Origin of the sequence: Sutcliffiella sp. NPDC057660, assembly GCF_042800035.1 — a bacterium.
Classification (GTDB): Bacteria; Bacillota; Bacilli; order Bacillales; family Bacillaceae_I; genus Sutcliffiella_A.
The window spans coordinates 218,147-243,969 of sequence record NZ_JBHVHV010000007.1 but is presented as its reverse complement, the minus strand read 5'-3'; the positions used below and the strand labels follow the sequence as shown (position 1 = coordinate 243,969).

31 protein-coding genes and 1 riboswitch are annotated in these 25,823 nt (G+C 43.8%); of the genes, 30 read left to right on the top strand and 1 reads right to left on the bottom strand.

The genetic code is table 11. The features are described 5' to 3' along the window. Positions 1–106: 106 nt before the first annotated feature. From spoIIM to ACFVAD_RS10055, 26 genes are all read left to right on the top strand, one after another. On the top strand, positions 107–748 hold the full coding sequence (spoIIM, locus tag ACFVAD_RS10180) for a stage II sporulation protein M (RefSeq protein ID WP_386639032.1): 642 nt from the start codon (positions 107–109) through the stop codon (positions 746–748). 110 nt (positions 749–858) lie between these two features. Beyond that, positions 859–1,320 carry a ferric iron uptake transcriptional regulator gene (fur, locus tag ACFVAD_RS10175; RefSeq protein ID WP_386639029.1) on the top strand — a complete coding sequence of 154 codons (462 nt, stop codon included), beginning with the start codon at positions 859–861 and terminating at the stop codon, positions 1,318–1,320. Between the two features lie 300 nt (positions 1,321–1,620). Further along, positions 1,621–1,848 carry a YqzK family protein gene (locus ACFVAD_RS10170; protein ID WP_204418043.1) on the top strand — a complete coding sequence of 76 codons (228 nt, stop codon included), beginning with the start codon at positions 1,621–1,623 and terminating at the stop codon, positions 1,846–1,848. Positions 1,849–1,854: 6 nt separating this feature from the next. After that, on the top strand, positions 1,855–2,745 hold the full coding sequence (gene xerD / locus ACFVAD_RS10165) for a site-specific tyrosine recombinase XerD (RefSeq protein WP_386639026.1): 891 nt from the start codon (positions 1,855–1,857) through the stop codon (positions 2,743–2,745). 193 nt (positions 2,746–2,938) lie between these two features. Continuing rightward, entirely contained in the window at positions 2,939–4,123 is a 1,185-nt protein-coding gene (deoB, locus tag ACFVAD_RS10160; RefSeq protein WP_386639023.1) for a phosphopentomutase, read from the top strand. A gap of 12 nt (positions 4,124–4,135) precedes the next feature. Further along, positions 4,136–4,951, top strand: coding sequence for a purine-nucleoside phosphorylase (locus tag ACFVAD_RS10155; protein WP_386639020.1), 816 nt, complete (start codon positions 4,136–4,138; stop codon positions 4,949–4,951). Positions 4,952–4,975: 24 nt separating this feature from the next. Further along, positions 4,976–6,280, top strand: coding sequence for a pyrimidine-nucleoside phosphorylase (locus ACFVAD_RS10150; RefSeq protein ID WP_386639017.1), 1,305 nt, complete (start codon positions 4,976–4,978; stop codon positions 6,278–6,280). Positions 6,281–6,684: 404 nt separating this feature from the next. Next, on the top strand, positions 6,685–7,848 hold the full coding sequence (locus tag ACFVAD_RS10145) for a D-alanyl-D-alanine carboxypeptidase family protein (RefSeq protein WP_386639014.1): 1,164 nt from the start codon (positions 6,685–6,687) through the stop codon (positions 7,846–7,848). A 126-nt stretch (positions 7,849–7,974) separates the two neighbouring features. After that, the gene (gene spoIIAA, locus ACFVAD_RS10140; protein ID WP_386639011.1) at positions 7,975–8,325 is read left to right on the top strand and encodes an anti-sigma F factor antagonist; all 351 of its coding nucleotides are present in this window, start codon (positions 7,975–7,977) and stop codon (positions 8,323–8,325) included. Next, positions 8,325–8,762, top strand: a complete 438-nt coding sequence (gene spoIIAB, locus ACFVAD_RS10135) for an anti-sigma F factor (RefSeq protein ID WP_386639008.1) — start codon at positions 8,325–8,327, stop codon at positions 8,760–8,762. Before spoIIAA ends, spoIIAB begins: the two co-directional genes overlap by 1 nt. A 12-nt stretch (positions 8,763–8,774) precedes the next feature. Next, positions 8,775–9,530: an RNA polymerase sporulation sigma factor SigF gene (gene sigF / locus ACFVAD_RS10130; protein WP_204418051.1), complete on the top strand. Its 756-nt coding sequence runs from the start codon at positions 8,775–8,777 to the stop codon at positions 9,528–9,530. Positions 9,531–10,105: 575 nt separating this feature from the next. After that, positions 10,106–10,726 (top strand): stage V sporulation protein AA, encoded by a 621-nt coding sequence (locus ACFVAD_RS10125; protein WP_386639004.1) that lies wholly within the window; start codon positions 10,106–10,108, stop codon positions 10,724–10,726. Further along, on the top strand, positions 10,716–11,138 hold the full coding sequence (locus tag ACFVAD_RS10120) for a stage V sporulation protein AB (protein WP_386639111.1): 423 nt from the start codon (positions 10,716–10,718) through the stop codon (positions 11,136–11,138). The genes ACFVAD_RS10125 and ACFVAD_RS10120 overlap by 11 nt, the downstream gene beginning before the upstream one ends. 14 nt (positions 11,139–11,152) lie before the next feature. Continuing rightward, positions 11,153–11,611: a stage V sporulation protein AC gene (gene spoVAC / locus ACFVAD_RS10115; protein WP_386639002.1), complete on the top strand. Its 459-nt coding sequence runs from the start codon at positions 11,153–11,155 to the stop codon at positions 11,609–11,611. 13 nt (positions 11,612–11,624) lie between these two features. Next, a complete protein-coding gene (gene spoVAD, locus ACFVAD_RS10110; RefSeq protein ID WP_386638999.1) occupies positions 11,625–12,635 on the top strand; it encodes a stage V sporulation protein AD in 1,011 nt (336 codons plus the stop codon). After that, positions 12,635–12,985, top strand: a complete 351-nt coding sequence (gene spoVAE, locus ACFVAD_RS10105; RefSeq protein ID WP_386638996.1) for a stage V sporulation protein AE — start codon at positions 12,635–12,637, stop codon at positions 12,983–12,985. Before spoVAD ends, spoVAE begins: the two co-directional genes overlap by 1 nt. A gap of 6 nt (positions 12,986–12,991) precedes the next feature. Then, complete coding sequence (gene spoVAEA / locus ACFVAD_RS10100) at positions 12,992–13,606, top strand: stage V sporulation protein SpoVABEA (protein ID WP_386638993.1); 615 nt, start codon at positions 12,992–12,994, stop codon at positions 13,604–13,606. Further along, entirely contained in the window at positions 13,551–15,026 is a 1,476-nt protein-coding gene (locus tag ACFVAD_RS10095; protein WP_386639109.1) for a spore germination protein, read from the top strand. The genes spoVAEA and ACFVAD_RS10095 overlap by 56 nt, the downstream gene beginning before the upstream one ends. Positions 15,027–15,243: 217 nt before the next feature. Further along, positions 15,244–16,569, top strand: a complete 1,326-nt coding sequence (gene lysA / locus ACFVAD_RS10090) for a diaminopimelate decarboxylase (RefSeq protein WP_386638990.1) — start codon at positions 15,244–15,246, stop codon at positions 16,567–16,569. A gap of 43 nt (positions 16,570–16,612) precedes the next feature. Beyond that, on the top strand, positions 16,613–16,915 hold the full coding sequence (locus ACFVAD_RS10085) for a hypothetical protein (protein ID WP_386638987.1): 303 nt from the start codon (positions 16,613–16,615) through the stop codon (positions 16,913–16,915). Positions 16,916–17,073: 158 nt separating this feature from the next. After that, positions 17,074–17,514 (top strand): peptidylprolyl isomerase, encoded by a 441-nt coding sequence (locus ACFVAD_RS10080; RefSeq protein WP_386638984.1) that lies wholly within the window; start codon positions 17,074–17,076, stop codon positions 17,512–17,514. 229 nt (positions 17,515–17,743) lie between these two features. Continuing rightward, positions 17,744–17,893, top strand: a riboswitch (FMN riboswitch). Between the two features lie 128 nt (positions 17,894–18,021). After that, positions 18,022–19,104, top strand: coding sequence for a bifunctional diaminohydroxyphosphoribosylaminopyrimidine deaminase/5-amino-6-(5-phosphoribosylamino)uracil reductase RibD (gene ribD, locus ACFVAD_RS10075; protein WP_386639106.1), 1,083 nt, complete (start codon positions 18,022–18,024; stop codon positions 19,102–19,104). A 12-nt stretch (positions 19,105–19,116) separates the two neighbouring features. Then, positions 19,117–19,764 carry a riboflavin synthase gene (gene ribE, locus ACFVAD_RS10070; RefSeq protein ID WP_386638981.1) on the top strand — a complete coding sequence of 216 codons (648 nt, stop codon included), beginning with the start codon at positions 19,117–19,119 and terminating at the stop codon, positions 19,762–19,764. Between the two features lie 24 nt (positions 19,765–19,788). Further along, positions 19,789–20,982 carry a bifunctional 3,4-dihydroxy-2-butanone-4-phosphate synthase/GTP cyclohydrolase II gene (locus tag ACFVAD_RS10065; RefSeq protein ID WP_386639103.1) on the top strand — a complete coding sequence of 398 codons (1,194 nt, stop codon included), beginning with the start codon at positions 19,789–19,791 and terminating at the stop codon, positions 20,980–20,982. Positions 20,983–21,528: 546 nt separating this feature from the next. After that, on the top strand, positions 21,529–21,993 hold the full coding sequence (gene ribH / locus ACFVAD_RS10060; RefSeq protein WP_386638979.1) for a 6,7-dimethyl-8-ribityllumazine synthase: 465 nt from the start codon (positions 21,529–21,531) through the stop codon (positions 21,991–21,993). A gap of 152 nt (positions 21,994–22,145) precedes the next feature. Then, a complete protein-coding gene (locus ACFVAD_RS10055; RefSeq protein WP_386638976.1) occupies positions 22,146–22,493 on the top strand; it encodes a GNAT family N-acetyltransferase in 348 nt (115 codons plus the stop codon). A gap of 70 nt (positions 22,494–22,563) precedes the next feature. Here ACFVAD_RS10055 and ACFVAD_RS10050 read toward each other — a convergent pair whose 3' ends face one another. Next, positions 22,564–23,091, bottom strand: a complete 528-nt coding sequence (locus ACFVAD_RS10050; protein WP_386638973.1) for a DUF309 domain-containing protein — start codon at positions 23,089–23,091, stop codon at positions 22,564–22,566. A gap of 145 nt (positions 23,092–23,236) precedes the next feature. Here ACFVAD_RS10050 and ACFVAD_RS10045 point away from each other — a divergent pair, with 145 nt between their 5' ends. The 4 genes from ACFVAD_RS10045 (at position 23,237) to ACFVAD_RS10030 (ending at position 25,673) form a co-directional block, all read left to right on the top strand. Beyond that, positions 23,237–24,019, top strand: a complete 783-nt coding sequence (locus ACFVAD_RS10045; RefSeq protein WP_386639100.1) for a segregation/condensation protein A — start codon at positions 23,237–23,239, stop codon at positions 24,017–24,019. Continuing rightward, a complete protein-coding gene (gene scpB, locus ACFVAD_RS10040) occupies positions 24,006–24,584 on the top strand; it encodes an SMC-Scp complex subunit ScpB (RefSeq protein ID WP_386639097.1) in 579 nt (192 codons plus the stop codon). The genes ACFVAD_RS10045 and scpB overlap by 14 nt, the downstream gene beginning before the upstream one ends. A gap of 76 nt (positions 24,585–24,660) precedes the next feature. Further along, entirely contained in the window at positions 24,661–25,089 is a 429-nt protein-coding gene (locus ACFVAD_RS10035; RefSeq protein WP_386638971.1) for a hypothetical protein, read from the top strand. Between the two features lie 95 nt (positions 25,090–25,184). Beyond that, the gene (locus ACFVAD_RS10030) at positions 25,185–25,673 is read left to right on the top strand and encodes a YpuI family protein (RefSeq protein ID WP_386638966.1); all 489 of its coding nucleotides are present in this window, start codon (positions 25,185–25,187) and stop codon (positions 25,671–25,673) included. Positions 25,674–25,823 lie beyond the last annotated feature (150 nt).

The following is a 25,823-nucleotide window of genomic DNA, read 5'->3' as shown; positions in this document are numbered from 1 at the left end:
CTGTGGAAGCGGGGAATGTCGGAAACGCTAAAAGTTTTCCGCCTCCCAGTCATACTTCCTGTCCTCCTTCATACAATCTAGTAAGAGAGTGATAGGAGGAACTAGGATGAAAAAACAGTCGCGCTTTTCCATTTTACTAGGGCATTTAAGAGAACACTCCTCTTTATACTTGTTCATTGTCGTGCTTTTTTTTATGGGAGTGATTTTCGGTGCCATTGTCGTCAACAGCATGAACTTTACGCAGAAGCAGGATCTGCTAGTCTACTTGAACCGCTTTTTTGGACAAGTGGCGGATGGTCAGTTTGCGAATGCGAAGGATATATTCTTTCAGAGCTATTTTCATAATGTGAAATATGTGCTCCTCATGTGGGTGCTCGGCATTTCCATCATAGGGTTGCCGGTCATTTTGGTATTATTGTTTTTAAAAGGGGTAGTGGTCGGTTTTACGGTTGGCTTCCTGGTCAACCAATTAAGCTGGGAGGGCTTTTTGCTATCCTTCGTATCGATCCTTCCACAGAACATGATTGCCATACCGGCTTACATCATCATCGGCACCTTGTCTGTGGCATTTTCGTTAAAAATGATTCGCCAGCAATTTGTAAAGAGAATTCAGGAGCCCTTCTTTCAGCAGTTCTTAAGATATAGCCTGGCGATGGGCTGCATCTGCCTGCTGCTAATCCCAGCATCGCTGATAGAAGCTGTGGCATCCCCGGTATTTATGAAATCGGTTATCACCATGTTAAAATAATTATTATTTAAAAATGACTATTATGGCTTATTTGTAATAATTATATTTTCTTTGACAGTTCTCTCCCTATTCGATAAAATAAAATGGTATAGCGAGGGAGGGAACAAGTTATGGAAGACAGAATTGAACGGATTAAAACGCAGCTACATTCCGCAAGCTACAAGCTTACTCCTCAACGGGAATCAACTGTCCGTGTTTTATTGGAGCATGAAGAGGATCATTTAAGTGCGGAAGATGTATACCTCCTCGTAAAAGAAAAGTCCCCCGAAATTGGACTTGCTACCGTTTATCGAACTTTAGAGCTGCTTACAGAATTGAAAATAGTGGATAAAATAAATTTTGGCGATGGTGTGTCCCGTTATGACTTAAGGCAAGAGGGCAAAAAGCATTTCCATCACCATCTGGTTTGTATAGAGTGTGGCGCAGTGGATGAGATTCAGGATGACCTGTTGGAAGATGTGGAAGCAATCGTGGAGCGTGATTGGAAATTCAAGATCAAAGATCACCGTCTGACATTCCACGGAATCTGTCATCGTTGCCAGGATCCAGAAAATCCGGAAGAAGAGAACTAGAATACATAATGAAAATGTCCCAACGAGCAAAGCGCTTCGGGACATTTTTTTATTTTTAGGAATCAGATATGTAAAAAACCGTATAGTAGTAAGTTTTAGGGTGTCTAGCTGTTGATTGGAGCAATAGGCTCCACCAACGCCCCGCGGAAAGCGCAACCTATTGCGGAAATCAACAGCGGTGTTTAATGTGCAAATTAAATTTACAATCTACACTAACCATGTATAAAACCCCGATAAATTGTCATACCTTCTAATAAGACAAGTTATTCGGAAAATTTGCAGGTTGGAGGTTCGTTATACATGAAGAATATTATGGAAACATGCTATAATACATTTAAAGTATTTATATTATTTACCGGCTGCACGGTGCTATTTTACTATGGCATCATGTGGGTCAATCAGGAGTATCAGAATTACCACCGTTATGATGAGCCGGAGGGGGCAGCGGTGAAAGTGACAAAAATGATAGAGGAGAAGGATGAAAGCTGGATACAGCGTTTACTGTTTTTCTATCATTACGGGGAGTAGAGTGAAGTGCAGGAGCATTTAAATGATTTTATGCATTATTTGGTAGTCGAGAAGGGTTTGGCAGATAACACGATTGTATCCTATGAACGTGACTTGAAAGCATATATTCTATATATCAGCAAGGTGGAGGAGATTGCTTCACTCGATCATGTGACAAGAGCGACCATTATCCAATCTTTAAAGTTCCTCCATGAAAAAGGAAAGTCTTCGAAGACCATTTCGAGGCATATTGCATCAATACGCTCTTTTCACCAGTTTTTGCTTCGGGAAAAAGTGACCACCCAAGATCCGACCGTACATATCGACCGTCCTAAGACAGAGCAGAAGCTGCCACAGGTATTATCGGTGGAAGAGGTGCAGGCCCTGTTGGATTCCCCAGATACAAGCAAGGAGATCGGGATCAGGGACAAGGCGATGCTTGAGCTGTTGTATGCCACAGGTATGCGTGTGTCGGAGCTTATTTCCCTAAATCTGAGTGATGTCCATTTAACGATGGGGTTTGTACGCTGCATCGGAAAAGGGAACAAGGAGAGAATCATTCCCCTTGGAAAACTGGCACAGCTGGCGGTTCATACATATATAGAAGAAAGTAGAGGACGGCTCAAAAAGAAAAAGGTAACAGATGCACTGTTTTTGAACCATCATGGTAACCGTCTGACCAGACAGGGGTACTGGAAAATCCTCAAAAAACTCTCCAAAGAGGCGGGAATTGAAAAGGATCTCACTCCTCATACATTGCGTCATTCGTTTGCAACACATCTTTTGGAAAACGGGGCAGATCTCAGAGCAGTCCAGGAGATGCTCGGTCATGCTGATATTTCCACAACACAGATTTATACACACGTTACAAAGACTCGAATGAAGGATGTCTACAGCATGTTTCATCCAAGAGCATAAAGGCTGGTTGTCAGAACAGTCTTTTTTTTATTTTTTGATTGCAAGACTGAAAGCGCTTGTTTATACTGAGGAAAGAGGTCAGACTTCTGACAAATCAAGTTAGTATTTCTTATGGTTATCCTCTTAAAAAGAGGGGAAAATACCTAGGACAAAAAAACATGAATGTAGAATAGCTTTTATAGGAGGTTATCAAATGAGTTCTTATACATATAAAAGAGTGTTCCTTGTCGTGATGGACTCTGTTGGAATCGGGGAAGCGCCTGATGCAGAAAAGTTCGGTGACAAGGGTGCTGATACATTGGGACATATCGCAGAGCGTATGAATGGGCTAGACATGCCAAACATGGCGAAGCTTGGCCTAAGCAATATCGAACAAGTGCAAGGTGTTGAAAAGGCAGCCAAGCCGCTTGCTTTCTATACAAAAATGGAAGAGGCATCAAGCGGGAAGGATACAATGACTGGTCACTGGGAAATCATGGGTCTTCGCATCGATACGCCATTCCAGGTGTTTCCGGAAGGATTTCCTGATGAGCTGATTCAGGAGCTTGAAGAGAAGACGGGCAGAAAAGTGATTGGTAACATTCCTGCATCCGGAACGGAAATCCTTGATCAATTAGGGAAAGAGCATATGGAAACAGGCTCACTTATTGTATATACTTCTGCTGATTCCGTTCTCCAAATCGCTGCACATGAAGGTGTCGTTCCGATAGAGGAGTTGTATGACATCTGTAAAATTGCCCGCGAATTGACACTGGATGAAAAATACATGGTTGGAAGAGTCATTGCCCGTCCGTTCGAAGGAGAGCCTGGCAATTTCAAACGTACATCAAACCGTCATGACTATGCATTAAAGCCTTTTGAACGCACTGTCATGAATGAGTTGAAGGACAGCGGATTTGATGTGATTTCCATAGGCAAGATCTCTGACATTTTCGACGGAGAGGGTGTAACAAAATCCCTACGTACCGTTTCCAATATGGATGGTATGGATAAGCTTATGGATACTGTTGAAATGGACTTCACAGGACTCAGCTTCTTGAATCTTGTTGACTTTGATGCTGTTTACGGTCATAGAAGAAATCCGGAAGGCTACGGAAAAGCTTTGGAAGAGTTTGATGCAAGACTTCCTGAAGTGCTGTCCAACCTTCGTGAGGATGACCTATTGATCATTACAGCGGACCACGGAAATGATCCGACCTTCCCTGGTACCGACCATACACGTGAGTATGTACCTTTATTGGTGTACACACCACGAAAAGAAGAAGGAAAAGAATTGGACATCCGTAAAACATTTGCAGATATCGGTGCAACCGTTGCGGATAACTTTAATACAAAAATGCCGAAGCACGGAAAAAGCTTCTTAACAGACTTAAACTAGGGGGAACTTTTCATGAATGTAGCTGCAATCAAACAATCTGCTGAGTACATTTCAGCAAAAATCAAGAACCAACCGAAAATCGGACTTATTTTGGGATCGGGACTCGGCGTACTTGCGGAAGAAATCCAAAATCCAATCACCATCCCATATGGCGAGATCCCTGAATTCCCAGTTTCTACAGTTGAAGGACATGCTGGCCAGTTGGTAATCGGAGAACTTGAAGGTAAAACGGTTATCGCGATGCAAGGTCGCTTCCATTTCTATGAAGGCTATTCCATGGACAAAGTGACATTCCCTGTTCGTGTCATGAAATACTTGGGTGTAGAAAAGCTGATCGTGACAAACGCTGCTGGTGGAGTGAATGAAAGCTTTGAAGCTGGCGATTTGATGCTACTGACGGACCATATCAACAACATGGGTACAAACCCGTTAATCGGGCCTAACGACAATGAACTTGGTGCGCGTTTCCCTGATATGTCCGAGCCTTATTGCAAGGAATTGCGTAAGCTTGCAAAAGAGGTGGCAGCACAAATCGGCCTTAAGGTGCAAGAAGGGGTATATGTTGGAAACACAGGACCTTCCTATGAAACTCCAGCAGAAATAAGAATGCTTCGTACATTAGGCGGGGACGCTGTTGGGATGTCAACTGTGCCGGAAGTGATCATTGCCCGTCATAGCGGTATGAAAGTGCTTGGCATCTCTTGTATCTCCAATATGGCAGCAGGAATTCTTGATCAGCCATTAACACATGATGAAGTAATGGAAACAACTGAAATGGTAAAAGCCAACTTCCTGCAATTCGTAAAAACAATCATCAAAGGTATGTAATTTTAAAATAGAGGTGTGTTTGACATGAGAATGGTAGACGTTATTGAGAAGAAACGTGATGGAAAAGAACTGACTACAGAAGAAATCCAATTCGTCGTAAAAGGCTTCACGGACGGTTCCATCCCTGACTATCAAATGAGTGCATTTGCAATGGCCACTTATTTCAAGGGAATGAGCGATCAGGAGCGTGCGGACCTTACAATGGCAATGGTTCACTCCGGTGACACGATTGACCTTTCTGCAATCGAAGGAATCAAGGTTGACAAGCACAGTACAGGAGGAGTTGGCGATACAACTACTTTAGTATTGGCTCCTCTAGTTGCGGCAGTTGGAGTACCTGTTGCGAAAATGTCCGGACGCGGTCTTGGCCACACAGGCGGAACAATCGATAAGCTTGAAGCGGTACCTGGCTTCCACGTGGAAATCGACAATCAGGAATTCATTGATTATGTGAACAAGAACAAGGTTGCTGTCATCGGTCAAAGCGGAAACCTGACTCCTGCTGACAAAAAGCTTTATGCACTTCGTGATGTAACAGCTACTGTTAACAGCATTCCATTGATCGCAAGCTCCATCATGAGTAAGAAAATCGCAGCTGGGGCAGACGCAATCGTACTGGATGTAAAAACAGGTGCTGGCGCATTCATGAAGGATCTGGATGAAGCGAAAAAGCTTGCAAAAGCAATGGTTGACATCGGGAACAATGTTGGTCGCAGAACAATGGCTGTTATCTCCGACATGAGCCAACCTCTTGGCTATGCTATCGGTAACGCATTGGAGATCAAAGAAGCAATCGATACGCTTCGCGGAAAAGGACCGAAAGACTTGGAAGAGCTTTGCCTCGTGCTAGGAAGCTATATGGTTCTTTTAGCAGAGAAGGCTTCCACATTGGAAGAAGCCCGCGGTATGCTTGAAGAAGTAATCCGTTCGGGAGCTGCAATCGATACATTGAAAACATTCCTGGAAGCACAAGGCGGAGATTCTTCTGTAGTTGATAACCCGGAAAAAATGCCACAGGCTAAGTTTGTGGTTGAATTGGAAGCGAAGGAAGCTGGCGTAGTTTCTGAAATCGTAGCTGATTCCGTTGGTACTGCAGCAATGCTTCTAGGGGCTGGCCGTGCAACGAAAGAATCTGAAATCGACTTGGCTGTTGGTATCGTTCTTCGCAAGAAAATCGGTGACAAGGTAGAAGCAGGCGAATCACTTGCTACCATCCACAGCAACCAGGAAGACCTTGCAAAAGTAAAAGAAAAGCTATATGAAAGCATTAAAGTGGTAACTGGTGACGTAACCGTGCCGCCGCTTGTATATGATACTATCTCTGAATAACTTTATTGAGACAGCTCCCGTTTTAAAAGGGGGCTGTTTTTTTATGATTTCCACTTATATGGTGTTTTCGACCAGTTATAAAACAATATGATCAAGAACATGAGTAAACAAATCGATATGTTTTGTCCCCAACGAATCTCACTGTTGGCTATTAATTGCCATCCAGTTGATATTACAAAAAATATGATGGGAAATCTGAAGCTTTCCTTCATATTTTTTCACCTCCCTCATTTACCTCTTAACCCGAACATTGACATTAAGTATACATTAACATAAATATCCATTTCAGTTTATTCTTTATCATACATAACACAAAAATAATTCCACCCAACTGCCAAATCTTAGTATAAAACGTATCTTTATGGAAAAAATGTGAAGTATGGAAAAAGAATGGAGGTATTAGGATGAAAAAGTTTGGAAGTGCCATAATTGCCATTGCTTTTGCTTTTTCCGCATTCAGCCCATTGGCACAGGCGGAGGAAAAAAGTGTTCAACTTACTGAAAATGCGAGATCTGCAATATTAATTGAGCGTGATACCGGTCAGGTTCTTTATGAGAAAAACGGACAAGAGAAATTACCGCCTGCAAGTATGACCAAAATTATGACGATGCTATTAATTATGGAAGCGTTGGATGAAGGAAAACTGTCTTGGGATGAAAAAATCCGAACAAGTGAACATGCTGCCTCCATGGGTGGTTCCCAGATCTTCCTGGAGCCGGGTGAAGAGATGACGACTGATGAAATGCTGCGTGGAATTGCCATAGCATCCGGAAACGATGCTTCTGTGGCGATGGCTGAACGAATTGCCGGATCAGAGCAGGCTTTTGTTGAAAAAATGAACATGAAAGCGAAGGAACTGGGGCTTGAAAATACAGTGTTTCAGAATCCGACTGGCCTTCCAGCAAAGAATCATTATAGTACTGCCTCTGATATGGCAGTCATGGCGAAAGAACTATTGAAGTATGAAGCTATTACCAAATATACAGGACAATACGAAGATTACCTTCGTCAAAATACGGAAAAGAAATTCTGGTTAGTTAATACGAATAAGCTTGTTAGATTTTACCCTGGTGTCGATGGGGTGAAAACAGGCTTTACGCAAGAAGCTAAATATTGCTTAACTGCAACTGCAAAGAAAGATAATATGCGAGTCATTGCTGTAGTGTTCGGAGCGCCAACTCCAAAGGACCGTAATGCGCAGATTACAAACATGCTTGATTTTGCGTTCAGTCATTATAAAACGCATCCGATGTTCGAACGCAATGTTGAAGTAGCCAAAGTGAAAGTCAGCAAAGGTTCCGATAAGGAGCTGGAAGCTGTAACAAGCGAACCGATTTCCGTCCTCACCAAAAAAGGGGAAAAAGTGGATGATGTAGTCAAGGAAATCAAGGTCGACATGAAGCTTCAGGCTCCTATTAAGAAAGGGGATAAGGTGGGTACCATCGTCCTGAAAAAAGGGGACAAGGTTCTATCCGAGAGTGATCTTGTTGCGGGTTCAGATAGTCTCGAAGCAAGCTGGTGGCAACTGTTTAAGCGTTCCATGGGACATTTTACAAAAACTGACTGATGAAATTTGTGACGGTTTTGCACACTCTTTAGCGAAATAGCACTAGTTTTGTCCCTATGCAGGATTTTGTTATAGAAAAATCGAAATTGACTCACTGAACGATGATTCCACAAGGAGGAAAGTACAGTGAGTCTTACCGTTGATTTGGAAGTTAAACAAAATGTCCTTTGTATACGATTAGCTGGAGAATTAGATCACCACACAGCGGAGAATTTGCGTGAACAAGCTTCGAGTATCATCCAGAAGCATCAAATCTCTCATATTATCTTGAATTTGGAGCAGTTATCATTCATGGATAGCTCAGGGCTGGGTGTCATTTTAGGCAGATATAAGCAAATAAAGAGCAATGGCGGAGAAATGGTGGTTTGCTCCATCTCGCAGCCAGTAAAGCGATTGTTTGAAATGTCTGGCTTGTTTAAAATAATTCGCCTTGAAGAAAGCGAAGAAAATGCACTTCAGAAATTGGGGGTGGCATAATGAGAAATCAGATGCACCTTGAATTTTCTGCACTCAGTCAAAATGAGTCTTTTGCGAGGGTAACTGTAGCTGCATTCATCATGCAGCTTGATCCCACAATGGATGAGCTGACTGAAATCAAGACGGTAGTATCAGAAGCGGTAACAAACGCCATTATTCATGGATATGACAATGATCCTACTGCCACTGTATATATTTCAGTAGAACTGGAAGATGGTGCCGTTCATATCACCATCAAAGATAAAGGCATGGGAATTGAAGATGTGGAGGAAGCTAGACAGCCGCTATATACTACTAAGCCTGAGCTCGAGCGTTCTGGTATGGGTTTTACCATTATGGAAAACTTTATGGATAATGTAGATATTCACTCAACGCAAGAAGGCACCTCTATCCGTATGACCAAATATCTAGCTAAGAGCAAAGCGCTTTGCAATTAAGGAGCTAAGCCTATGGATGTGGAGGTCAAAAACGAAACGCAAACTTACTTAAAAGATCATGAAGTGAAAGAACTGATCAAAAGAAGCCAAGATGGTGAACAGGAGGCAAGGGATCTGATTGTCTCCAAAAACATGCGGCTTGTCTGGTCGGTGGTCCAACGTTTTATGAATAGAGGATACGAGCCGGATGACCTTTTTCAAATCGGGTGCATCGGATTGTTGAAGTCAGTTGATAAGTTTGACCTTTCTTACGACGTGAAATTCTCCACCTATGCGGTACCAATGATCATTGGAGAAATTCAACGCTTTATACGCGACGACGGGAGTGTGAAAGTAAGCCGTTCCTTGAAAGAGGTCGCCAATAAAATAAGAAAAGCGAAAGATGAATTATCGAAGCGCTACGGCCGTGTGCCTACGATCAACGAAATTGCAGAGTTCCTCGAGATTACGGCTGAGGAAGTGGTACTGGCGCAAGAGGCAGCAAGAGCACCGTCTTCCATTCATGAAACCGTGTATGAAAATGATGGTGATCCAATCACCCTGCTCGATCAGATTGCAGACCATTCGGAAAATAGATGGTTTGATAAGATTGCCTTGAAGGAAGCGATAGAAGAGCTGGATGAGCGGGAAAAGCTGATCGTCTACCTGCGCTATTATAAGGATCAGACACAGACAGAGGTCGCCCAGCGGCTTGGTATTTCCCAGGTGCAGGTTTCCAGGCTAGAGAAAAAAATACTGGTACAGATGAAAGATCGTATGGATGAGTAAAATTATCCGTACGGTTTTTTATTTTGGATATTTTCTCACTATCGTGATTCAAAAATGAGTTTTGAGACCACGATTTCCCTGTTTCAGTTCAGTCGTGGTCCCAAAGTGAAGTTTTGAGACCGTGATTTCCCTGTTTTCAAACTTTCGTGGACCCAAAGTGAAGTTTTGAGACCGTGATTTCCCTGTTTCAGTTCAGTCGTGGTCCCAAAGTGATATTTTGAGACCGTGATTTCCCTGTTTTCGAACCTTCGTGGTCCCAAAGTGATGTTTTGAGACCGTGATTTCCCTGTTTCAGTTCAGTCGTGGTCCCAAAGTGAAGTTTTGAGACCACGATTCCCCTGTTTTCAAACTTTCGTGGTCCCAAAGTGAAGTTTTGAGACCGTGATTTCCCTGTTTTCAAACTTTCGTGGTCCCAAAGTGCTTACTATAAAACCAAGGTTCCAAATGGATAGCAAGAACCATTAGACTTTCCCCTAATTGTGGTAATTCTCCCCATTATTTTTTCCTTTGCATGGTAATTCTCCCACTAATCCATACTACATATACAATAATGTTTTGGCGGGATGTGTTAGGAGATGGATAAAATCTTGTATATACGCATGCGTCATCGTATTCAAGCTCGTCCAAACCAGACCATCACAATCGGCGATGTAGGTCAGCTGGTCGGGGATGAAGAGGTGCTGAGGATGGTCGGTGGAATTGCCATCCACCAAGTGAACAGAAGCGATAAGTCCATTGTCGTCCTTGATATTATGCGGGTGTTGAAGGAATTGCGTAAAGCTGATCCTGAGCTTGATGTGCAGACGGTTGGGCCAGCCCAGACGATTGTAGAAATTGTCTATAAGACAAAGCAGTTCAGGCCGATGTTTTTTGCAGCCGTGTGGCTTCTTCTCTTTCTGGGAGCTGCACTGGCCATCATGAATTTTCATGAAGATGTTAGCATGCGCATTGTCCACCAGAAAATTTTTAAGACCATTACGGGATTGGATGACGAAAAACCGCTACTCCTGCAAATTCCATATTCCATTGGATTGGGTCTTGGGATGATCTTGTTCTTTAACCACGTGTTCAGAAAGCGCATTAACGAGGAACCGAGCCCGCTTGAAGTGGAAATGTTCAACTATCAGCAGGATCTCGATATGTATGTCATCATGCATGAAAATAAAGAAAGCTCCAAACAGACTGATGACAATTAGTATCATCTTTGTCGTCTTTCTCGGACTGGCAGGGGGGCTGGCGGTGGGTTCAGGATTTGTGGCATTTCTTGCAGTTCTCGGTATCATTCCGCGATTGACGCAGCTGACCAAAACGACCAGATTCGTTTTCAGCTATGAATGGGGTGTCATCGGTGGAGCCTTGTTCGGCAGCTGGATCAGCCTGAATCATGTGACGTTTCATCTCCCGTCTTTTATTGCTGTTCCAATCGGACTTTTCTGTGGAGTATTTGTGGGGTTGCTTGCCGCGGCCTTGACGGAAGTGCTCAATGTACTGCCGATTCTTGCAAAACGGATCGGTGTGGATGGGCAGATGGCGATCTTGTTAATGGCCATCGTTTTTGGTAAAATACTCGGCTCGCTTTATCATTGGCTGGTTTTTGTGGACTTATGAAAGGAGAAGCAGGAATGAGTGAAAAGATAAAAGATAACTATAAGCAGAATATAAAAAAATATCAGCCCAAGCCTCCATATCTGTTGAATTGCATTAAAGCATTTCTCGTTGGAGGACTGATCTGCCTGATTGGCCAGGCAGTTCAGAACTTCTATATAAATGTGTTCGATTTTTCGGAAAAGCAAGCAGGTAATCCAACAGTCGCGACCCTAATTCTCTTTTCCGCATTATTGACCGGCTTTGGCATCTACGATAAGATCGGGCAGTTTGCGGGTGCGGGTTCAGCTGTACCGGTCACGGGCTTTGCGAATTCAATGACAAGTGCAGCCTTGGAGCACCGGAGTGAAGGATTGGTACTTGGTGTTGCAACGAATATGTTCAAGCTTGCAGGAAGCGTCATTGTGTTTGGTGTGGTAGCTGCATATGTTGTTGGTTTCATACGCTATCTCTTTAATATGAGTTTTACAGGATAAGGGGGAGTGAAAAGTGAGATTCGTCGGCAAACAAACATGGGTTTTTCAGAATCCGGTCTTTCTGACAGCAACTGGCACAGCCGTAGGTCCGAAAGAGGCGGATGGTCCTTTGGGCGTTCATTTTGACCACACCCATAAAGAACTTCACTGCGGAGAAGACAATTGGGAGCTTGCGGAGCGCAGACTGATGGAGCAATCGATTCTTGCGTGTTTGGAAAAAGTGAACCTTGAATACAAGGACATCGATTTTTTCTTGGCAGGAGACTTATTGAATCAGAATGTCACAGCAAATTACGTGGCCCGACACCATCAGATTCCCTTTCTGTGTATGTTCGGTGCCTGCTCAACCTCGATGGAAACATTGGCAATGGCATCAGCACTTATTGATGGAGGCTTTGCCAATAGGGTGTTAGCGTCTACAAGCAGTCATAATGCCACAGCAGAACGGCAGTTCAGGTATCCAACGGAATATGGAGGGCAAAAACCGGACTCGGCCACTTTTACAGTAACGGGTGCAGGAACAGCCCTTGTAAGCAAGGAACCGAGTCAAGTGAAAATAACTGCTGCCACAATAGGGAGGGTAATGGATCTTGGGATTACAGACCCTTTTGATATGGGATCAGCGATGGCTCCAGCTGCAGCGGATACCATCCAGGCACACCTGCAGGACCTGCAAATTCAGCCGGATGAATATGATCTGATTGTAACAGGTGACCTTTCTGGTGTAGGAAGTCCCATTCTGAAAGAAATGTTAAAGGAAGAGGGCTATGACATTTCAACCATTCATACGGATTGCGGACTGATGATTTTCAGGCCAGATCAAGAAGTATTTGCTGGTGGAAGCGGCTGTGGCTGTTGTGCAGTTGTCACTTATGGCCATCTTTTGAATGAATTGAAAAATGGAACATATAACAAAATACTTGTTGTCGCGACAGGAGCCCTGCTTAGTCCGACCATGATCCAACAAAAGGAATCAATTCCGACCATTGCACATGGCGTTGTATTGGAGAGGGTGAAGAGCTGATGGAATACTTCATTGCCTTTGTTGTAGGTGGACTCATATGTGTAGTTGGCCAGCTTTTACTTGACTTTGCAAAGTTGACTCCTGCCCATGTGATGAGCAGTTTCGTGGTAATCGGTGCGGTACTGGATGGCTTTGGACTATATGATAAGCTTATTGATTTTGCGGGAGCTGGTGCCACTGTTCCCATTACAAGTTTCGGGCATTCCTTACTGCATGGAGCGATGCATCAAGCAGATAAACATGGATTGATTGGGATAGGCATGGGAATATTTGAATTAACTTCAGCGGGTATCTCTGCTGCCATCCTTTTTGCATTTCTTGTGGCAATAATCTTCAAGCCGAAGGGATAGTTCATCATGATAAAAAAACGGGTCATTCTAGTCACGGATGGGGATGTGTACGCGAAAAAAACCATTCAATATGTTGCCAAGCATTATGGAGGCCGCTGTATATCAAGTTCATTTGGCAATCCGACCTTATTAAGCGGGGAGGAAATTGTTCAATTGATTTTAAAAGCGAAATCGGAGCCTGTCTTTGTGATGTTTGATGACAGTGGTTATTTGGGCGAAGGAGCAGGGGAGATTGCCTTGAAGCATGTTGCCAACCACCCGCAAGTGGACGTATTAGGTGTCATTGCGGTTGCCTCCAAAACACATCAATCAGAATGGACGAAGGTGAATGTCACCGTTGATCGTGATTTGCAAGTATCCTCGTATGGTGTCGATAAAAGTGGAATCCAGGAGATGGATATCGGAAGAATAAATGGAGATACCGTTTATTGCCTGGATACAATCAACGTTCCAATCATTGTAGGAATTGGAGATATTGGAAAAATGGCACGTAAAGATGATGTGAAAAACGGCGCGCCCATTACCAGTAAAGCAGTAGAAATCATTTTAGAGAGGAATGGGTATGATGTCTCACAATGGAATGGAAAAAATCCCGATTTCACCAAAACTGACGACGAATGAGAAATTCTTCAAAGATAAAGTGGGACTGAATGAGAGCTTTGACCTCGGTGTAAGGAAAATTACAGTCCTAGGTAAGGAATTGAACATCTATTATGTTAATGGATTATGTGATACAAGCTATATCATTGAATTGCTCGAGGAATTGGTGCACCTCAATGATGTGGAAAGAAGATCAAGTAAAGTAAAGGAAATTGTCCATAACCGGCTTGTTCATCAGCAGGTTGAAAGCATTGAATATCTCGACGAAGTGGTGGATCAGGTTCTTAGCGGCCTAATCGTCGTACTTCTTGAAGGGGAAGATAGCGGTTTTGTCGTTGACACTCGATCCTATCCGGGTAGAAATCCGGAAGAGCCGGATACCGAAAAAGTGGTGCGTGGAGCACGAGATGGATATGTAGAAAACATCATCGTTAATACTGCCTTAACACGGCGAAGAATCCGTGATGAGCGTCTTCGAAACGAAATTTTCCAAATTGGCGAGCGTTCCAAAACGGATATCTGCCTTTCCTACATAAAAGATGTGGCTGATCCGGACCTGGTGGAAATTGTTCGTAAAGAAGTGAAAAGCATTAATATTGATGGTCTGACGATGGCAGATAAAACCGTAGAGGAATTCCTGGTAAAACAAGGTTTTAACCCATATCCGCTTGTGCGTTTCACAGAACGGCCCGACGTTGCTGCCACCCATCTTCTCGAGGGACATGTAATCATTATGGTTGATACCTCCCCAAGTGTGATCATCACACCTACAACCTACTTCCACCATGTGCAGCATGTGGAGGAATATCGCCAGTCCCCGGCGGTAGGGACCTTTGTCCGTTGGGTGCGTTTTTTAGGAATCTTTGCTTCTCTATTCCTATTGCCACTCTGGTTTTTAATGATATTGGAGCCGCAAATGCTGCCGGAAGCGATCAACTTCGTGGGACCGAATGAACAATCGAATATTCCGATAGTCGTTCAGATCTTTCTTGCAGACATAGGAATTGAGTTCCTGCGGCTTGCAGCCATCCATACACCAACTGCACTATCAACCGCAATGGGTCTGATTGCAGCAGTCCTGATCGGGCAAATTGCCATCGACGTCGGGTTGTTTGTTCCAGAAGTAATTCTTTATGTGGCTGTTGCGGCAATCGGCTCCTTTACTACACCGAGCTATGAGCTCAGTGTTGCCAACAAAATAGTTCGTCTGATTTTGCTTGCACTAGTCGCGCTCTTCCATGCACCAGGATTGATAATCGGTGTTACGATGTTCGTTTTGTTTTTAGCTGGAACACGCTCATTGAATACGCCTTATTTATGGCCGTTCATTCCATTCAGTCCAAAAGCGCTATTTATGATCCTTATAAGAAGAGCAACACCTGGAGCAAAAGTAAGGCCAAGTATCGTTCATCCTAAAAATCGCTTCAGGCAGCCGCAATGATCTTGTAGTTAGAATATTCGCTTGATAGGGCTAAATAGATGTGGTAGAGTTTATTTAAATAAAGAGCTAAAGGATATCAAAAAACAGCTAAAGAGTTCTGTTTAGCTGTTTTTTTCATATGCAGGGCAAGTATCCCTTACTATTTGGACTACTCCGGAATAAGGTATGGTACAACGTCTGCTACATAATAGACTATTGTTAGAGGAGAAAAGGGAATATGTACTTTCACGGAACGAGTCAAGTAAATGATAAAGGACATCTGGTAATAGGAGGAGTGGATACGATTGAGCTTGCGCATCAGTATGGCACTCCGTTATATGTGTATGATGTTGCTCTTATAAGAGAAAGGGCAAGGGGCTTTCAAACCACTTTTAAGAACATGGGAGTGAAGGCGCAGGTAGCTTATGCCAGTAAAGCCTTCTCATCGATTGCAATGTTCCAGCTGGCAAAAGAAGAGGGGTTGTCCCTTGACGTAGTATCAGGAGGGGAGCTTTTTACAGCGCTTGTTGCTGATTTTCCGGTGGAACGCATCCATTTCCACGGCAATAACAAGAGCTATGAAGAGCTTGAAATGGCTGTTCAGAAAAAGATCGGCTGCGTAGTGGTTGATAACTTCCTGGAGCTAGAGCTTTTGCAGGAGATTTGTGAAAAAAATGAATACACCATGCCAATCCTCTTAAGAGTAACACCAGGTATCGAGGCTCATACACATGATTATATTTTAACTGGCCAGGAGGATTCCAAATTCGGATTTGATCTTCAGAGCGGACAGGCGAAGGAAGCGATGGAGCTTGCGCAAAAAGCGACAAGTTTAGACCTACTAGGAATCCACTGCCACATAGGGTCACAGATTTTTGAAACAACAGGCTTCAAGATGGCTGCAGAGAAATTATTTGATACCCTGAAAGTCTGGAAAGGTGAAAGCGGGTTTGAAGCGCGCGTGGTGAACCTGGGCGGAGGCTTTGGTATCCGCTATACAGATGAGGACAATCCGATTCCTGTTTCCCGTTATGTGGAGGAAATCATCGGCGACGTTCAATCCCATGTAAAAGAATTGGAAATGAGGATGCCCGAAATTTGGATTGAGCCAGGACGCTCATTAGTTGGAGATGCCGGCACAACCATCTATTCTGTCGGTTCCAAAAAGGAAATTCCGAACATTCGTCAGTATTTGGCGATTGACGGAGGGATGAGCGACAATATTCGACCAGCCCTTTATCAGGCAAAATATGAAGCGGTACTTGCAAATCGTGTGAATGATATTCCTGAAGAGACCGTCTCAATCGCAGGGAAATGCTGTGAGTCCGGGGATATGCTGATCTGGGACCTTCCATTGCCTAAAGCGAATCACGAAGACTATCTGGCGGTATTCTGTACAGGTGCATATGGCTATTCCATGGCAAACAACTATAACCGTATTACAAGACCGGCTGTAGTGTTTGTAGAGGACGGAGAAGCACAGCTTGTCATCAAGCGGGAGTCCTTCGAGGATCTCGTAAGACTGGATCTGCCGTTTCAGTCTAAGTCGAAGATATTGAAATAAGGGGAAAGGATCATCTCTGGATTTATTCAGGGGTGGTCCTTTTTTGTGTTTTATTTTACGGGTGTGTAAAACGCCGCTGCTGATCTCCGCAAAAGGCACAGCGACCCAAGGGGCGGTGCTGGAGCCTCCGCAGGCTTCGCCTTGCGGGGTCTCCAGCCTACCGCTAACTCCCGCAGGAGTCTTCGCCTTTTGCTCCAATCATCAGCTAAGCAAAATTTTATACAACATATCCAAATTTTTAGGAATCTACGAGGATTCTTACATTTCTGAGGGCTATCTTAAAGTAACTAGATTTATCTTCACTCAACTCTCAATTATTCACGAAGCTCCAGCGATTCTCACCTAACTAGCAATAATCTTCACGCTTCTACTAAATCACAAAAATCAAAGCTTTCACCACTTCCACCAACATTCTACCATCAAACGCAGCATCTCACTTTCCTTTACCAAAAGAATGCTGTATGATAAAGACTGATTGATACAACCTTAAAGGAGATGTTCTCAATGAAAAAACAAGGATACATACTTATGCAAAACGGCGAGAAAATCGAATTCGAATTATACCCAAATGAAGCGCCTAACACAGTTGCCAACTTTGAAAAGCTGGCAAACGAAGGTTTCTATAATGGTGTAGTTTTCCACCGCGTCATCCCTGGCTTCGTAAGCCAAGGTGGAGATCCGACCGGGACTGGTGCTGGCGGAAGCGGCACAACGATCAAGTGTGAAACTGCCGGTAACCCACATAAGCACGAAGCAGGCAGCTTGTCCATGGCTCATGCTGGGAAAGACACTGGTTCCAGCCAATTCTTCATCGTTCACGAGCCGCAGCCACATTTGAATGGGGTGCATACAGTGTTCGGTAAGGTGACTTCCGGTCTTGAAACTGCCAGAGGAATGAAAAATGGTGACACAATGGAAAAAGTGGAAGTATTCGACGCTGAATAATCAAAATCGAAAAAAGGGGGCAGCGATGCTCTCTTTTTTTATCTCTCATAAAGGTGGGAAGTTGGATGAACAAGTCTAACTGGATATTAGCTGCAGTTCTTTTGGGTATGTCCCTCGTCTGGGGAATCATTTATTGGTTTTTTATCGTGTAACAGGCATAAGTTCAAAACAAAAAATTTTACTTATCGTATAGTTATGCTAATATAATCTTGTACACAATTACATAATTGATGTCCTTCGGGGGTGGGTGAAATTCCCTACCGGCGGTGATGAAGCCTTGTGCTTCTTAGTCCGTGACCCGTTAATTGTTTGACAGTTAGCGGTGGATCTGGTGAAACTCCAGGGCCGACAGTGAAAGTCTGGATGGGAGAAGGATTAAGTTTGCGAAAACAGTGAAAAATCACAAATGTGACACTGTTTATTTTCCTATACGCAATTTTAATCTTCTACACCTCTAAGGCTAATGACTTAGGGGTTTTTTGTATGATAGAAGGCGGGGTAGTGTATTTGGACGATCAGTATTATATGAATGTTGCTATTGATCTTGCAAAAAGAGCGACTGGGCAGACCTCTCCAAATCCCGTGGTAGGGTCGGTTGTGGTGAAGGATGGGGAGATTGTCGGGTTTGGTGCACATTTAAAGGCGGGGGAAGCACATGCGGAAGTGCATGCAATCAGGATGGCCGGCGATAAGGCTGACGGATCAACTGTATATGTGACCTTGGAGCCGTGCAGCCATCATGGCAAAACGCCTCCTTGCTCAGACCTTTTGATTCAATCACAGGTAAAAAGAGTGGTCATCGCTTCTGTGGATCCGAATCCATTAGTTGCTGGCGCAGGAATCAAAAAGTTGGAAAAATCCGGTATTTTAGTGGATGTGGGGGTTTGTGAATCAGAGGCACTCGCATTAAATGATGTATTTTTTCATTATATAAAAACGAATAAGCCCTATGTCACGTTAAAAACAGCATCCAGTCTTGACGGAAAAACTGCAACTTTTACAAAAGACAGCAAGTGGATCACCGGTGAAGACGCACGCCTTGATGTTCACCGCTACCGACACCAGCATGATGCAATCCTTGTTGGTGTGGGAACAGTGATTGCTGATAATCCCAGTTTGACGACCAGACTCCCCAATGGTGGGAAGAATCCGGTGAGGATCATCCTTGATACACATTTAAGGACGCCAATCGATGCAGGTGTCATCAATGACAGGCAGGCACCTACCTGGATCATTACAAGTGCTGAAGCCAATGAGAAGAAAATCGAAGCACTTACCAATCAGCAAGTGACGGTAATGAAACTGCCAACCAAAGAAATAGAGATAGAGAATCTCCTGACTTTACTCGGTGATCGTGGCATCACTTCCCTGTTTGTAGAAGGGGGCGCAACGGTTAATGGCAGCTTTCTCCAATCTGGTGCGATTAACCAGGTGATCACCTATATCGCACCTAAATTGATCGGGGGGGCCAAGGCGCCAACTATGATTGGCGGTGCGGGATTTAGTTCAATGGCTGATTGCATGAATCTGAGGATTAAAGAGTGCACAAGAATCGGGCAGGATATCAAGATTGTTTCCGTGCCCCTGTAAGGAGGGAATCTATTGTTTACGGGTATTATAGAAGAAATAGGGACAGTCAAGCAGATTATCCGTAGCGATAAGGCGATCGTATTGGAAATCTCAGCAAAGAAAGTGCTGGAGGATGTCAAGCTTGGCGATAGTATCGCAGTAAATGGTGTCTGCCTAACAGTGACTACTTTTTCCGCTAAGCGTTTTACAGTGGATGTGATGCCTGAAACGGTTCATGCTACATCTTTAAGCGAGCTCGCGGCAGGTTCCAAGGTGAATCTGGAGCGTGCCATGATAGCCAATGGCAGGTTTGGCGGCCACTTTGTCAGTGGACATGTGGATGGGACTGGCGTGATTCAGGAGAAGAGAAGTGTTTCCAACGCGGTCTATTACACGATTTCAGTTGGAGATGACTTGGCTAGATTTCTGATGCTAAAAGGATCGGTAACTGTGGATGGTACTAGCCTGACCATTTTTGGGGTTGCGGAAAACAACTTCACAATCTCCTTGATTCCACACACCATGCAGGAGACGATCCTGGGTGAAAAAGGAAAGGGAGATAAGGTCAATATTGAAGTCGACATGCTGGCCAAATATATGGATCATCTCTTGAATAGGCAAGAACCGAAAGCGAATTCCAGCATTTCAGCGTCTTTTCTGGAAGAGCATGGATACAAATAAGGTGGGTGAAGACGGATGAGTACAATTTTCAATACAATAGAGGAAGCACTAAAAGACCTGCAAGAGGGAAAAGTGATCATCGTCTGTGATGATGAGGATCGTGAGAATGAAGGCGATTTTGTATCCCTGGCAGAGAAGGCAACTCCTGCTGTCATCAATTTCATGGCTACCCATGGACGTGGTCTGATCTGTGTACCTGTCGTGGAGGAGTTGGCTGAAAAGCTCGACCTCGCACCAATGGTCAACCACAACACTGATTCCCATGGCACAGCTTTTACGGTCAGTATTGATCATAGATCTACAACAACAGGTATCTCAGCCTATGAACGTTCAGCTACTATCATTGAACTTCTTTCTCCGGCTGCTAAATCTGGTGACTTCAAGCGTCCTGGACATATCTTCCCGTTGGTGGCGAAGAAGGGTGGAGTACTGCGTCGCGCGGGTCATACGGAAGCTGCTGTGGATCTCGCCGTGATGAGCGGTTCCTACCCTGCCGGCGTCATTTGTGAAATAATGAATGAGGATGGATCCATGGCAAGGGTGCCACAGCTTAGGGAGATTGCGGACAAGTTTGATTTGAAAATGATAACAATCAAGGACCTGATCCAATACCGTAACCGAAAGGACAAGCTCGTTCAGCGAGAAGTGGAAATAAAGCTTCCTACTGAATTCGGAGACTTCAGGGCCATCGGCTATTCCAATATTGTCGATGGAAAAGAACATGTAGCCCTGGTGAAGGGAGATATTGATCCTGAAACACCTACACTTGTCCGGGTCCATTCAGAATGTCTGACAGGAGATGTATTCGGCTCAAACCGTTGTGACTGCGGTCCGCAACTCCATGCCGCCCTGGCCCAGATCGAGAAGGCAGGAAACGGTGTGCTGCTCTATATGAGGCAAGAAGGCCGCGGGATCGGCCTGCTAAACAAAATGAGAGCCTATAAGCTTCAGGAGCAAGGCTTCGACACTGTGGAAGCCAATGAAAAGCTTGGATTTGGTGCCGATCTCAGAGACTATGGAATCGGGGCCCAGATTCTCCGTGATCTTGGTATTTCCAAAATGAATCTGCTTACGAATAATCCTCGAAAAATTGCAGGTCTGAAAGGATACGACCTGGAAGTGGTCGATCGTATTGCACTTCAGATGCCGACAAAAGAAGCAAATGAAAACTATCTCAAAACAAAACATAGCAAACTGGGGCATATGCTTCATTTTTAAAGGCTCTTTTCGTAGAGATTGTTGCTTTAATCATAGGGATGGACTAAAGAAAAGGTGTCTACAATAAACACCCTGTTGGTCTCCGTTCCAGGCGTTCGCTTATCCTAAGGCGGCCTCTGGAGCCTCCTCGGCGCTTTGCGCCTGCGGGGTCTCCCTTGACACGCTGCTCCCGCAGGAGTCTCACGCCTTGCACTCCAACCAACAGGGGTGACTTAAGATAAAAAATTGCCTTACTAAAGGTAGAAAAATTGGATTTTTTCTCAATTTTTCATTTCATTAGGGAATTTGATTGTTTTTAGCCTCTTCCTTTTTGCAAATAATTTTTAACCCGAGAGTTGATTGTAGCGGAGGACCCTTGACTCCTGCGGGAGAGCAGATGGCATGGGAGACCCCACAGGCGAAGCCGAGGAGGCTCCCATCCGTCCCCGGGGAATCTTGTGTCCCTCGCTGCAATCAACGGACTACATTTGCTGTTTACATTTTATCTAAACAGCAACTATGAATGCGAATTTAATAAACATAAACTTTTTACTGGAGGTATTTGAAATGGGAAATATATATGAAGGCAATTTGGTAGGTACAGGACTGAAAGTTGGAATTGTAGTAGGAAGATTCAATGAGTTTATTACTAGCAAGCTATTGGGTGGCGCACAGGATGCCTTGAAAAGACATGGCGTGGAAGAAGGAAGTGTCGATGTAGCATGGGTGCCTGGAGCGTTTGAAATTCCGTTGGTGGCTAAACGCATGGCCGACTCCGGAAAATACGATGCGGTAATTACATTGGGTACAGTAATACGTGGATCCACTCCACATTTCGATTATGTTTGTAGTGAAGCGGCTAAAGGGGTCTCCCAAGCTTCCATGCAATCAGGGATACCTGTTATTTTTGGCGTGCTGACAACGGAAACGATTGAGCAGGCTATTGAACGTGCAGGCACAAAGGCTGGTAACAAAGGATGGGAAGCGGCAGCGGCAGCAATCGAGATGGCCAATCTGTTACGTGAATTTTAAGATTTATTCCAAAAAGGTATACAATCCTGCGGCGATTGGATAGAATGTATATTTAAGAGTAAGATATCCATACTGGAATAGCACCATTGCAATCTGGTTGCCTATACTATTACTATTAGTAAGAAAGTTTTTTCGATAATGAGGGGTAATGTATGTTAATTCGTTATAAGAAGAGCTTTGAAAAAATCGCCATGGGTCTTATGTCGTTTATGCCAACGGAAAGAGAACTGAAAAAACTTCAGCAGACGATGAAGGATTACGAAGAGAATGACAACTGGCAGCTATTTCTTTGGAAGGTAGAAGATATCCTTGGAATAATAGGCATTGTCATGGATGAGGACAGTTATACAATCCAGCATATAAGTGTAAGTCCCTCTCACCGCGGACAAGGATGCGGGAAAGAAATGGTAAAAGCTTTAAAAGAAATGTATCCTGGTAAATCTGTAAAGACAACAGAGTATACAACTGCATTTATTGAGAAATGTGATTTTGAGCAGTGATTTTCTCTCAAGCTTGCTAGCATTTAACAGTAAGTACTCTATAAAAAAGGAAGGCGGCCTGTGTCAGAGGTCAGCCTTCCTTTTTTTGTTGCCGTTTCATTAATTGTGCTAGTCGTTCCTGTATCACATCATCCCGGTTACGGGTTGAATGCCGATGCACCAGGGATTGGTTTTGAAGATCGCTTGGTGCGCCCCAAACCAGGTTCTCCTTTGTGGCTCTAGTCATGCAGGAGGACAAAAGTGATTCATCTGTAAGTGGCAGGTCGATACTTTTATAGGAGTCCTGCCTTTTTATCAATGCTAGCTGGTTTTCCAATAACTCTATCAGTCTTCTGTTATCTAAAGCCAGGCTCTCGATTTCACTGGAATGCGTGCGTATGATGGAGATTGCGTTTGTCAGCATCCGTTTTGCCCCATTGAAATTTCCGCGTCGATGGTGATAGAGCCCAACTGCGATCTGGATCAACCCTACCCAGTGTAGTTCCCGTTCTCCTGCCTCTTTTTCCTTCCAATGCTCCTCGAGCACTTCATGGCATTCGAAATAGTCCCTCTCGCAATGAAAATAATGCAAATAATCGACATATGCTTGTGGATACAAAGCTTTTCCCCCTTTAAAAAAGGATAATAATATTTTATCATAATCCTTATAATACTATAAAATGTTGCTGGAATACTTTATACTATGATAGAGTTCGGAAAAATTCGAACCTGTTAAATTGTTTTGATTGAAGTTAGGTGGATGAATACCTGTGCAGGAATATAATGTAAAAGTTGAAGCGTTTGAAGGTCCATTGGACTTGCTGCTTCACCTGATAAACCGCTTGGAAATAGATATATATGATATTCCCGTTGCTCAAATTACTGAGCAATATTTATTTTATATACATACGATGAAGGAATTACAATTGGATATTGCAAGTGAATACCTCGTAATGGCAGCCACATTGCTGGAGATAAAGAGCAAGATGCTGCTTCCTAAGCACGAGGAGGAATTGCTTGAGGAAGACGATGACTTCGGAGATTACGAGGAGGACCCTCGTGAGGAGCTGATGAACCGTTTGATCGAATACCGGAAGTATAAAGAGGCGGCAGACGATCTGAAAGAGCTGGAGGAAGAGCGGAGCCATCTATTTACCAAAGCCCCGAGTGACCTGACTGAGCTGATGAAAAATGTGGAACCTGAAGAAGTGAAGCTCGATGTATCCTTATACGATATGCTTGGTGCACTTCAAAAGCTTATGCGTCGCAAGAAGCTACAAAAGCCTTTGCAGACTAGAATTGCCAGACAGGAGATACCGATTGAAAAGAGAATGGCAGAGCTTATACAGGATCTGCGCCAGTTTAAAGGGAGAAAGCACTTCTTTGAACTATTTCCAGAGTCGAGCAAAGAGTATATTGTGGTGACCTTTCTGGCAATCTTGGAGTTATTGAAAAAGAACACCATAATGCTTGAGCAAGAAAATAATTTTGCGGATATTTATGTTTCCTATCAAGAAGGAGGAAATGAAGAAGTTGGATATTATTAATTGGAAGTCGATTGTGGAAAGCCTGCTATTCGCAGCAGGGGATGAAGGGCTGACGCTCAAGCAGCTTTCCACCGTGTTGGAAATAGAAGAAAGTGAAGCCCTGGATGCCATTTCCGCTCTTAGGGAGGATTATCAATCTTCAGATAGGGGAATAGCCATCATAGAGCTTGCAGGCACTTTTCAGCTTACTACGAAAAAAGAACACTCTGTCTATCTGAAAAAGCTGGTTGAATCGCCGACATCCCAATCGTTGTCACAGGCAGCACTGGAAACATTGGCGATTGTAGCGTACAAGCAGCCGATCACCAGAACGGAAGTGGAGAGCATTCGCGGGGTGAAATGCGAGCGACCGCTTCAGACGCTTGCCGCCAAAGCGCTTGTAAAGGAAGTGGGCCGTGCGGAAGGCACGGGACGCGCCATCCTTTATGGAACCACCAAGGAGTTTCTCGACTACTTCGGTCTGAAGAACATCAAGGAGCTTCCGCCGCTTACCGTCACAACCGACGATCCGGATGAAGAGGCAGATCTGTTCTTCGAAAAGTTTCAAGAAACGTTTGAAAATTAAAACGATTTGTTAGTGTTGTATGGTAAAATAGTGATACATACTAGATTTGGAACTTTTAAGGAGTGGCATCATAACCATGAGAATAACCGAAATCAAAGGCTATGAATTGGAAAAAGCTCAATCTAATACGTCAGAGGATTTCTTTAACCGTTCGGAAGTGACATTTTTCGAAGAGGGCGAGGAAAGAACATTTCATGTATTATATATCCGATATTTTGATGAAACATTTCCTGAGTTTTTGAACATTGAGGTGGAAGGAGATCCTGTTTTTAAAGTCGGTGACAAGGAAATCCTTTTTAAAGATCTGGTTGCACTTACCCTCCTGATCAAAAACCCGAGTTTTCGACATCGGAAACGAATCTACATAAATACCCGGGAAGATTTCGCCTCCTATTTTGAAGGCGTCCAAATCCCGAAGCTGAAAGAGATATTTGAAGGGCTACACAACAAAGGGGAATATACCCTGTCGTCCCCATTGAACTTTTTAGCTCAGCCATCCTCATAAAAGAACTAGCTGTACATAGGCATAGTTTGTAAGTCGTATTAACACAAAAGCTGCGGCATTTACTATAAACCTTATATATGGAGGGTCCATTACAAATGGCAAATATGATTGTAAAAGCTCAAACAGAACAAGTAGAGAGTTTTTTAGGAAATACTGTTCATCAACTAAACGAGTTTCTGAATGAAGCAACCTTATCCTCACTGATGGAAGAAAGTGAAGGAAGCAGGGAATATGTTAGCCTCCTATTGGCTAACACACGAAGACTTGCAGTTTTCTGTGATGAAGGGCACAATGCCTGTCAGGTTATTTTAAAAAGTGAGCCGTTCCGTAAATCTGCCGCCGAGAAGGTGCTATATAACATCTATCACCAGTGCATAGAGGAGTTTTTTGCTCCAAGGAATGATGCGTGGTACGAGGACAGCCGTTCCGCCTATACTGGCAAAAACTCGATTATGTTCCATGAAGCGCCGCCTACACAATTAAAGGCTGTCATCCGCCACTTGGAGAGCGATTTTCAAACAATCCGTGAGGAACTGGAATATTACGAAACAGACTATCGTACAAAAATGATGCAAAGCAATTAAACGTTCACCCGGTCCCTCGTTGGGCTGGGTGTTTTCTTTTTGAATAGCAATCGGACAACTTTCTTTTTTTCTCTCAGAAAGCATAGGATATCACGATGACTTCAAAAAGGGAGGACCTCTAGGATGATCAGCCAGAATCAGCAGGTTTTC

Bases quoted from the DNA above. Each gene is read 5' to 3' on its own strand.
- ACFVAD_RS10155 (WP_386639020.1), top strand. From the start codon at position 4,136: ATGAATGTAGCTGCAATCAAACAATCTGCTGAGTACATTTCAGCAAAA.
- ACFVAD_RS10035 (WP_386638971.1), top strand. From the start codon at position 24,661: ATGAGAATAACCGAAATCAAAGGCTATGAATTGGAAAAAGCTCAATCT.
- spoVAC (WP_386639002.1), top strand. From the start codon at position 11,153: ATGAGTGAAAAGATAAAAGATAACTATAAGCAGAATATAAAAAAATAT.
- ACFVAD_RS10030 (WP_386638966.1), top strand. From the start codon at position 25,185: ATGGCAAATATGATTGTAAAAGCTCAAACAGAACAAGTAGAGAGTTTT.
- lysA (WP_386638990.1), top strand. From the start codon at position 15,244: ATGTACTTTCACGGAACGAGTCAAGTAAATGATAAAGGACATCTGGTA.
- sigF (WP_204418051.1), top strand. From the start codon at position 8,775: ATGGATGTGGAGGTCAAAAACGAAACGCAAACTTACTTAAAAGATCAT.
- ACFVAD_RS10125 (WP_386639004.1), top strand. From the start codon at position 10,106: ATGGATAAAATCTTGTATATACGCATGCGTCATCGTATTCAAGCTCGT.
- fur (WP_386639029.1), top strand. From the start codon at position 859: ATGGAAGACAGAATTGAACGGATTAAAACGCAGCTACATTCCGCAAGC.
- ribH (WP_386638979.1), top strand. From the start codon at position 21,529: ATGGGAAATATATATGAAGGCAATTTGGTAGGTACAGGACTGAAAGTT.
- ACFVAD_RS10080 (WP_386638984.1), top strand. From the start codon at position 17,074: ATGAAAAAACAAGGATACATACTTATGCAAAACGGCGAGAAAATCGAA.
- spoIIM (WP_386639032.1), top strand. From the start codon at position 107: ATGAAAAAACAGTCGCGCTTTTCCATTTTACTAGGGCATTTAAGAGAA.
- ACFVAD_RS10170 (WP_204418043.1), top strand. From the start codon at position 1,621: ATGAAGAATATTATGGAAACATGCTATAATACATTTAAAGTATTTATA.
- spoIIAB (WP_386639008.1), top strand. From the start codon at position 8,325: ATGAGAAATCAGATGCACCTTGAATTTTCTGCACTCAGTCAAAATGAG.
- spoVAEA (WP_386638993.1), top strand. From the start codon at position 12,992: ATGATAAAAAAACGGGTCATTCTAGTCACGGATGGGGATGTGTACGCG.
- ACFVAD_RS10120 (WP_386639111.1), top strand. From the start codon at position 10,716: ATGACAATTAGTATCATCTTTGTCGTCTTTCTCGGACTGGCAGGGGGG.
- deoB (WP_386639023.1), top strand. From the start codon at position 2,939: ATGAGTTCTTATACATATAAAAGAGTGTTCCTTGTCGTGATGGACTCT.
- spoVAE (WP_386638996.1), top strand. From the start codon at position 12,635: ATGGAATACTTCATTGCCTTTGTTGTAGGTGGACTCATATGTGTAGTT.
- ACFVAD_RS10150 (WP_386639017.1), top strand. From the start codon at position 4,976: ATGAGAATGGTAGACGTTATTGAGAAGAAACGTGATGGAAAAGAACTG.
- ACFVAD_RS10055 (WP_386638976.1), top strand. From the start codon at position 22,146: ATGTTAATTCGTTATAAGAAGAGCTTTGAAAAAATCGCCATGGGTCTT.
- ACFVAD_RS10095 (WP_386639109.1), top strand. From the start codon at position 13,551: ATGTCTCACAATGGAATGGAAAAAATCCCGATTTCACCAAAACTGACG.
- ACFVAD_RS10145 (WP_386639014.1), top strand. From the start codon at position 6,685: ATGAAAAAGTTTGGAAGTGCCATAATTGCCATTGCTTTTGCTTTTTCC.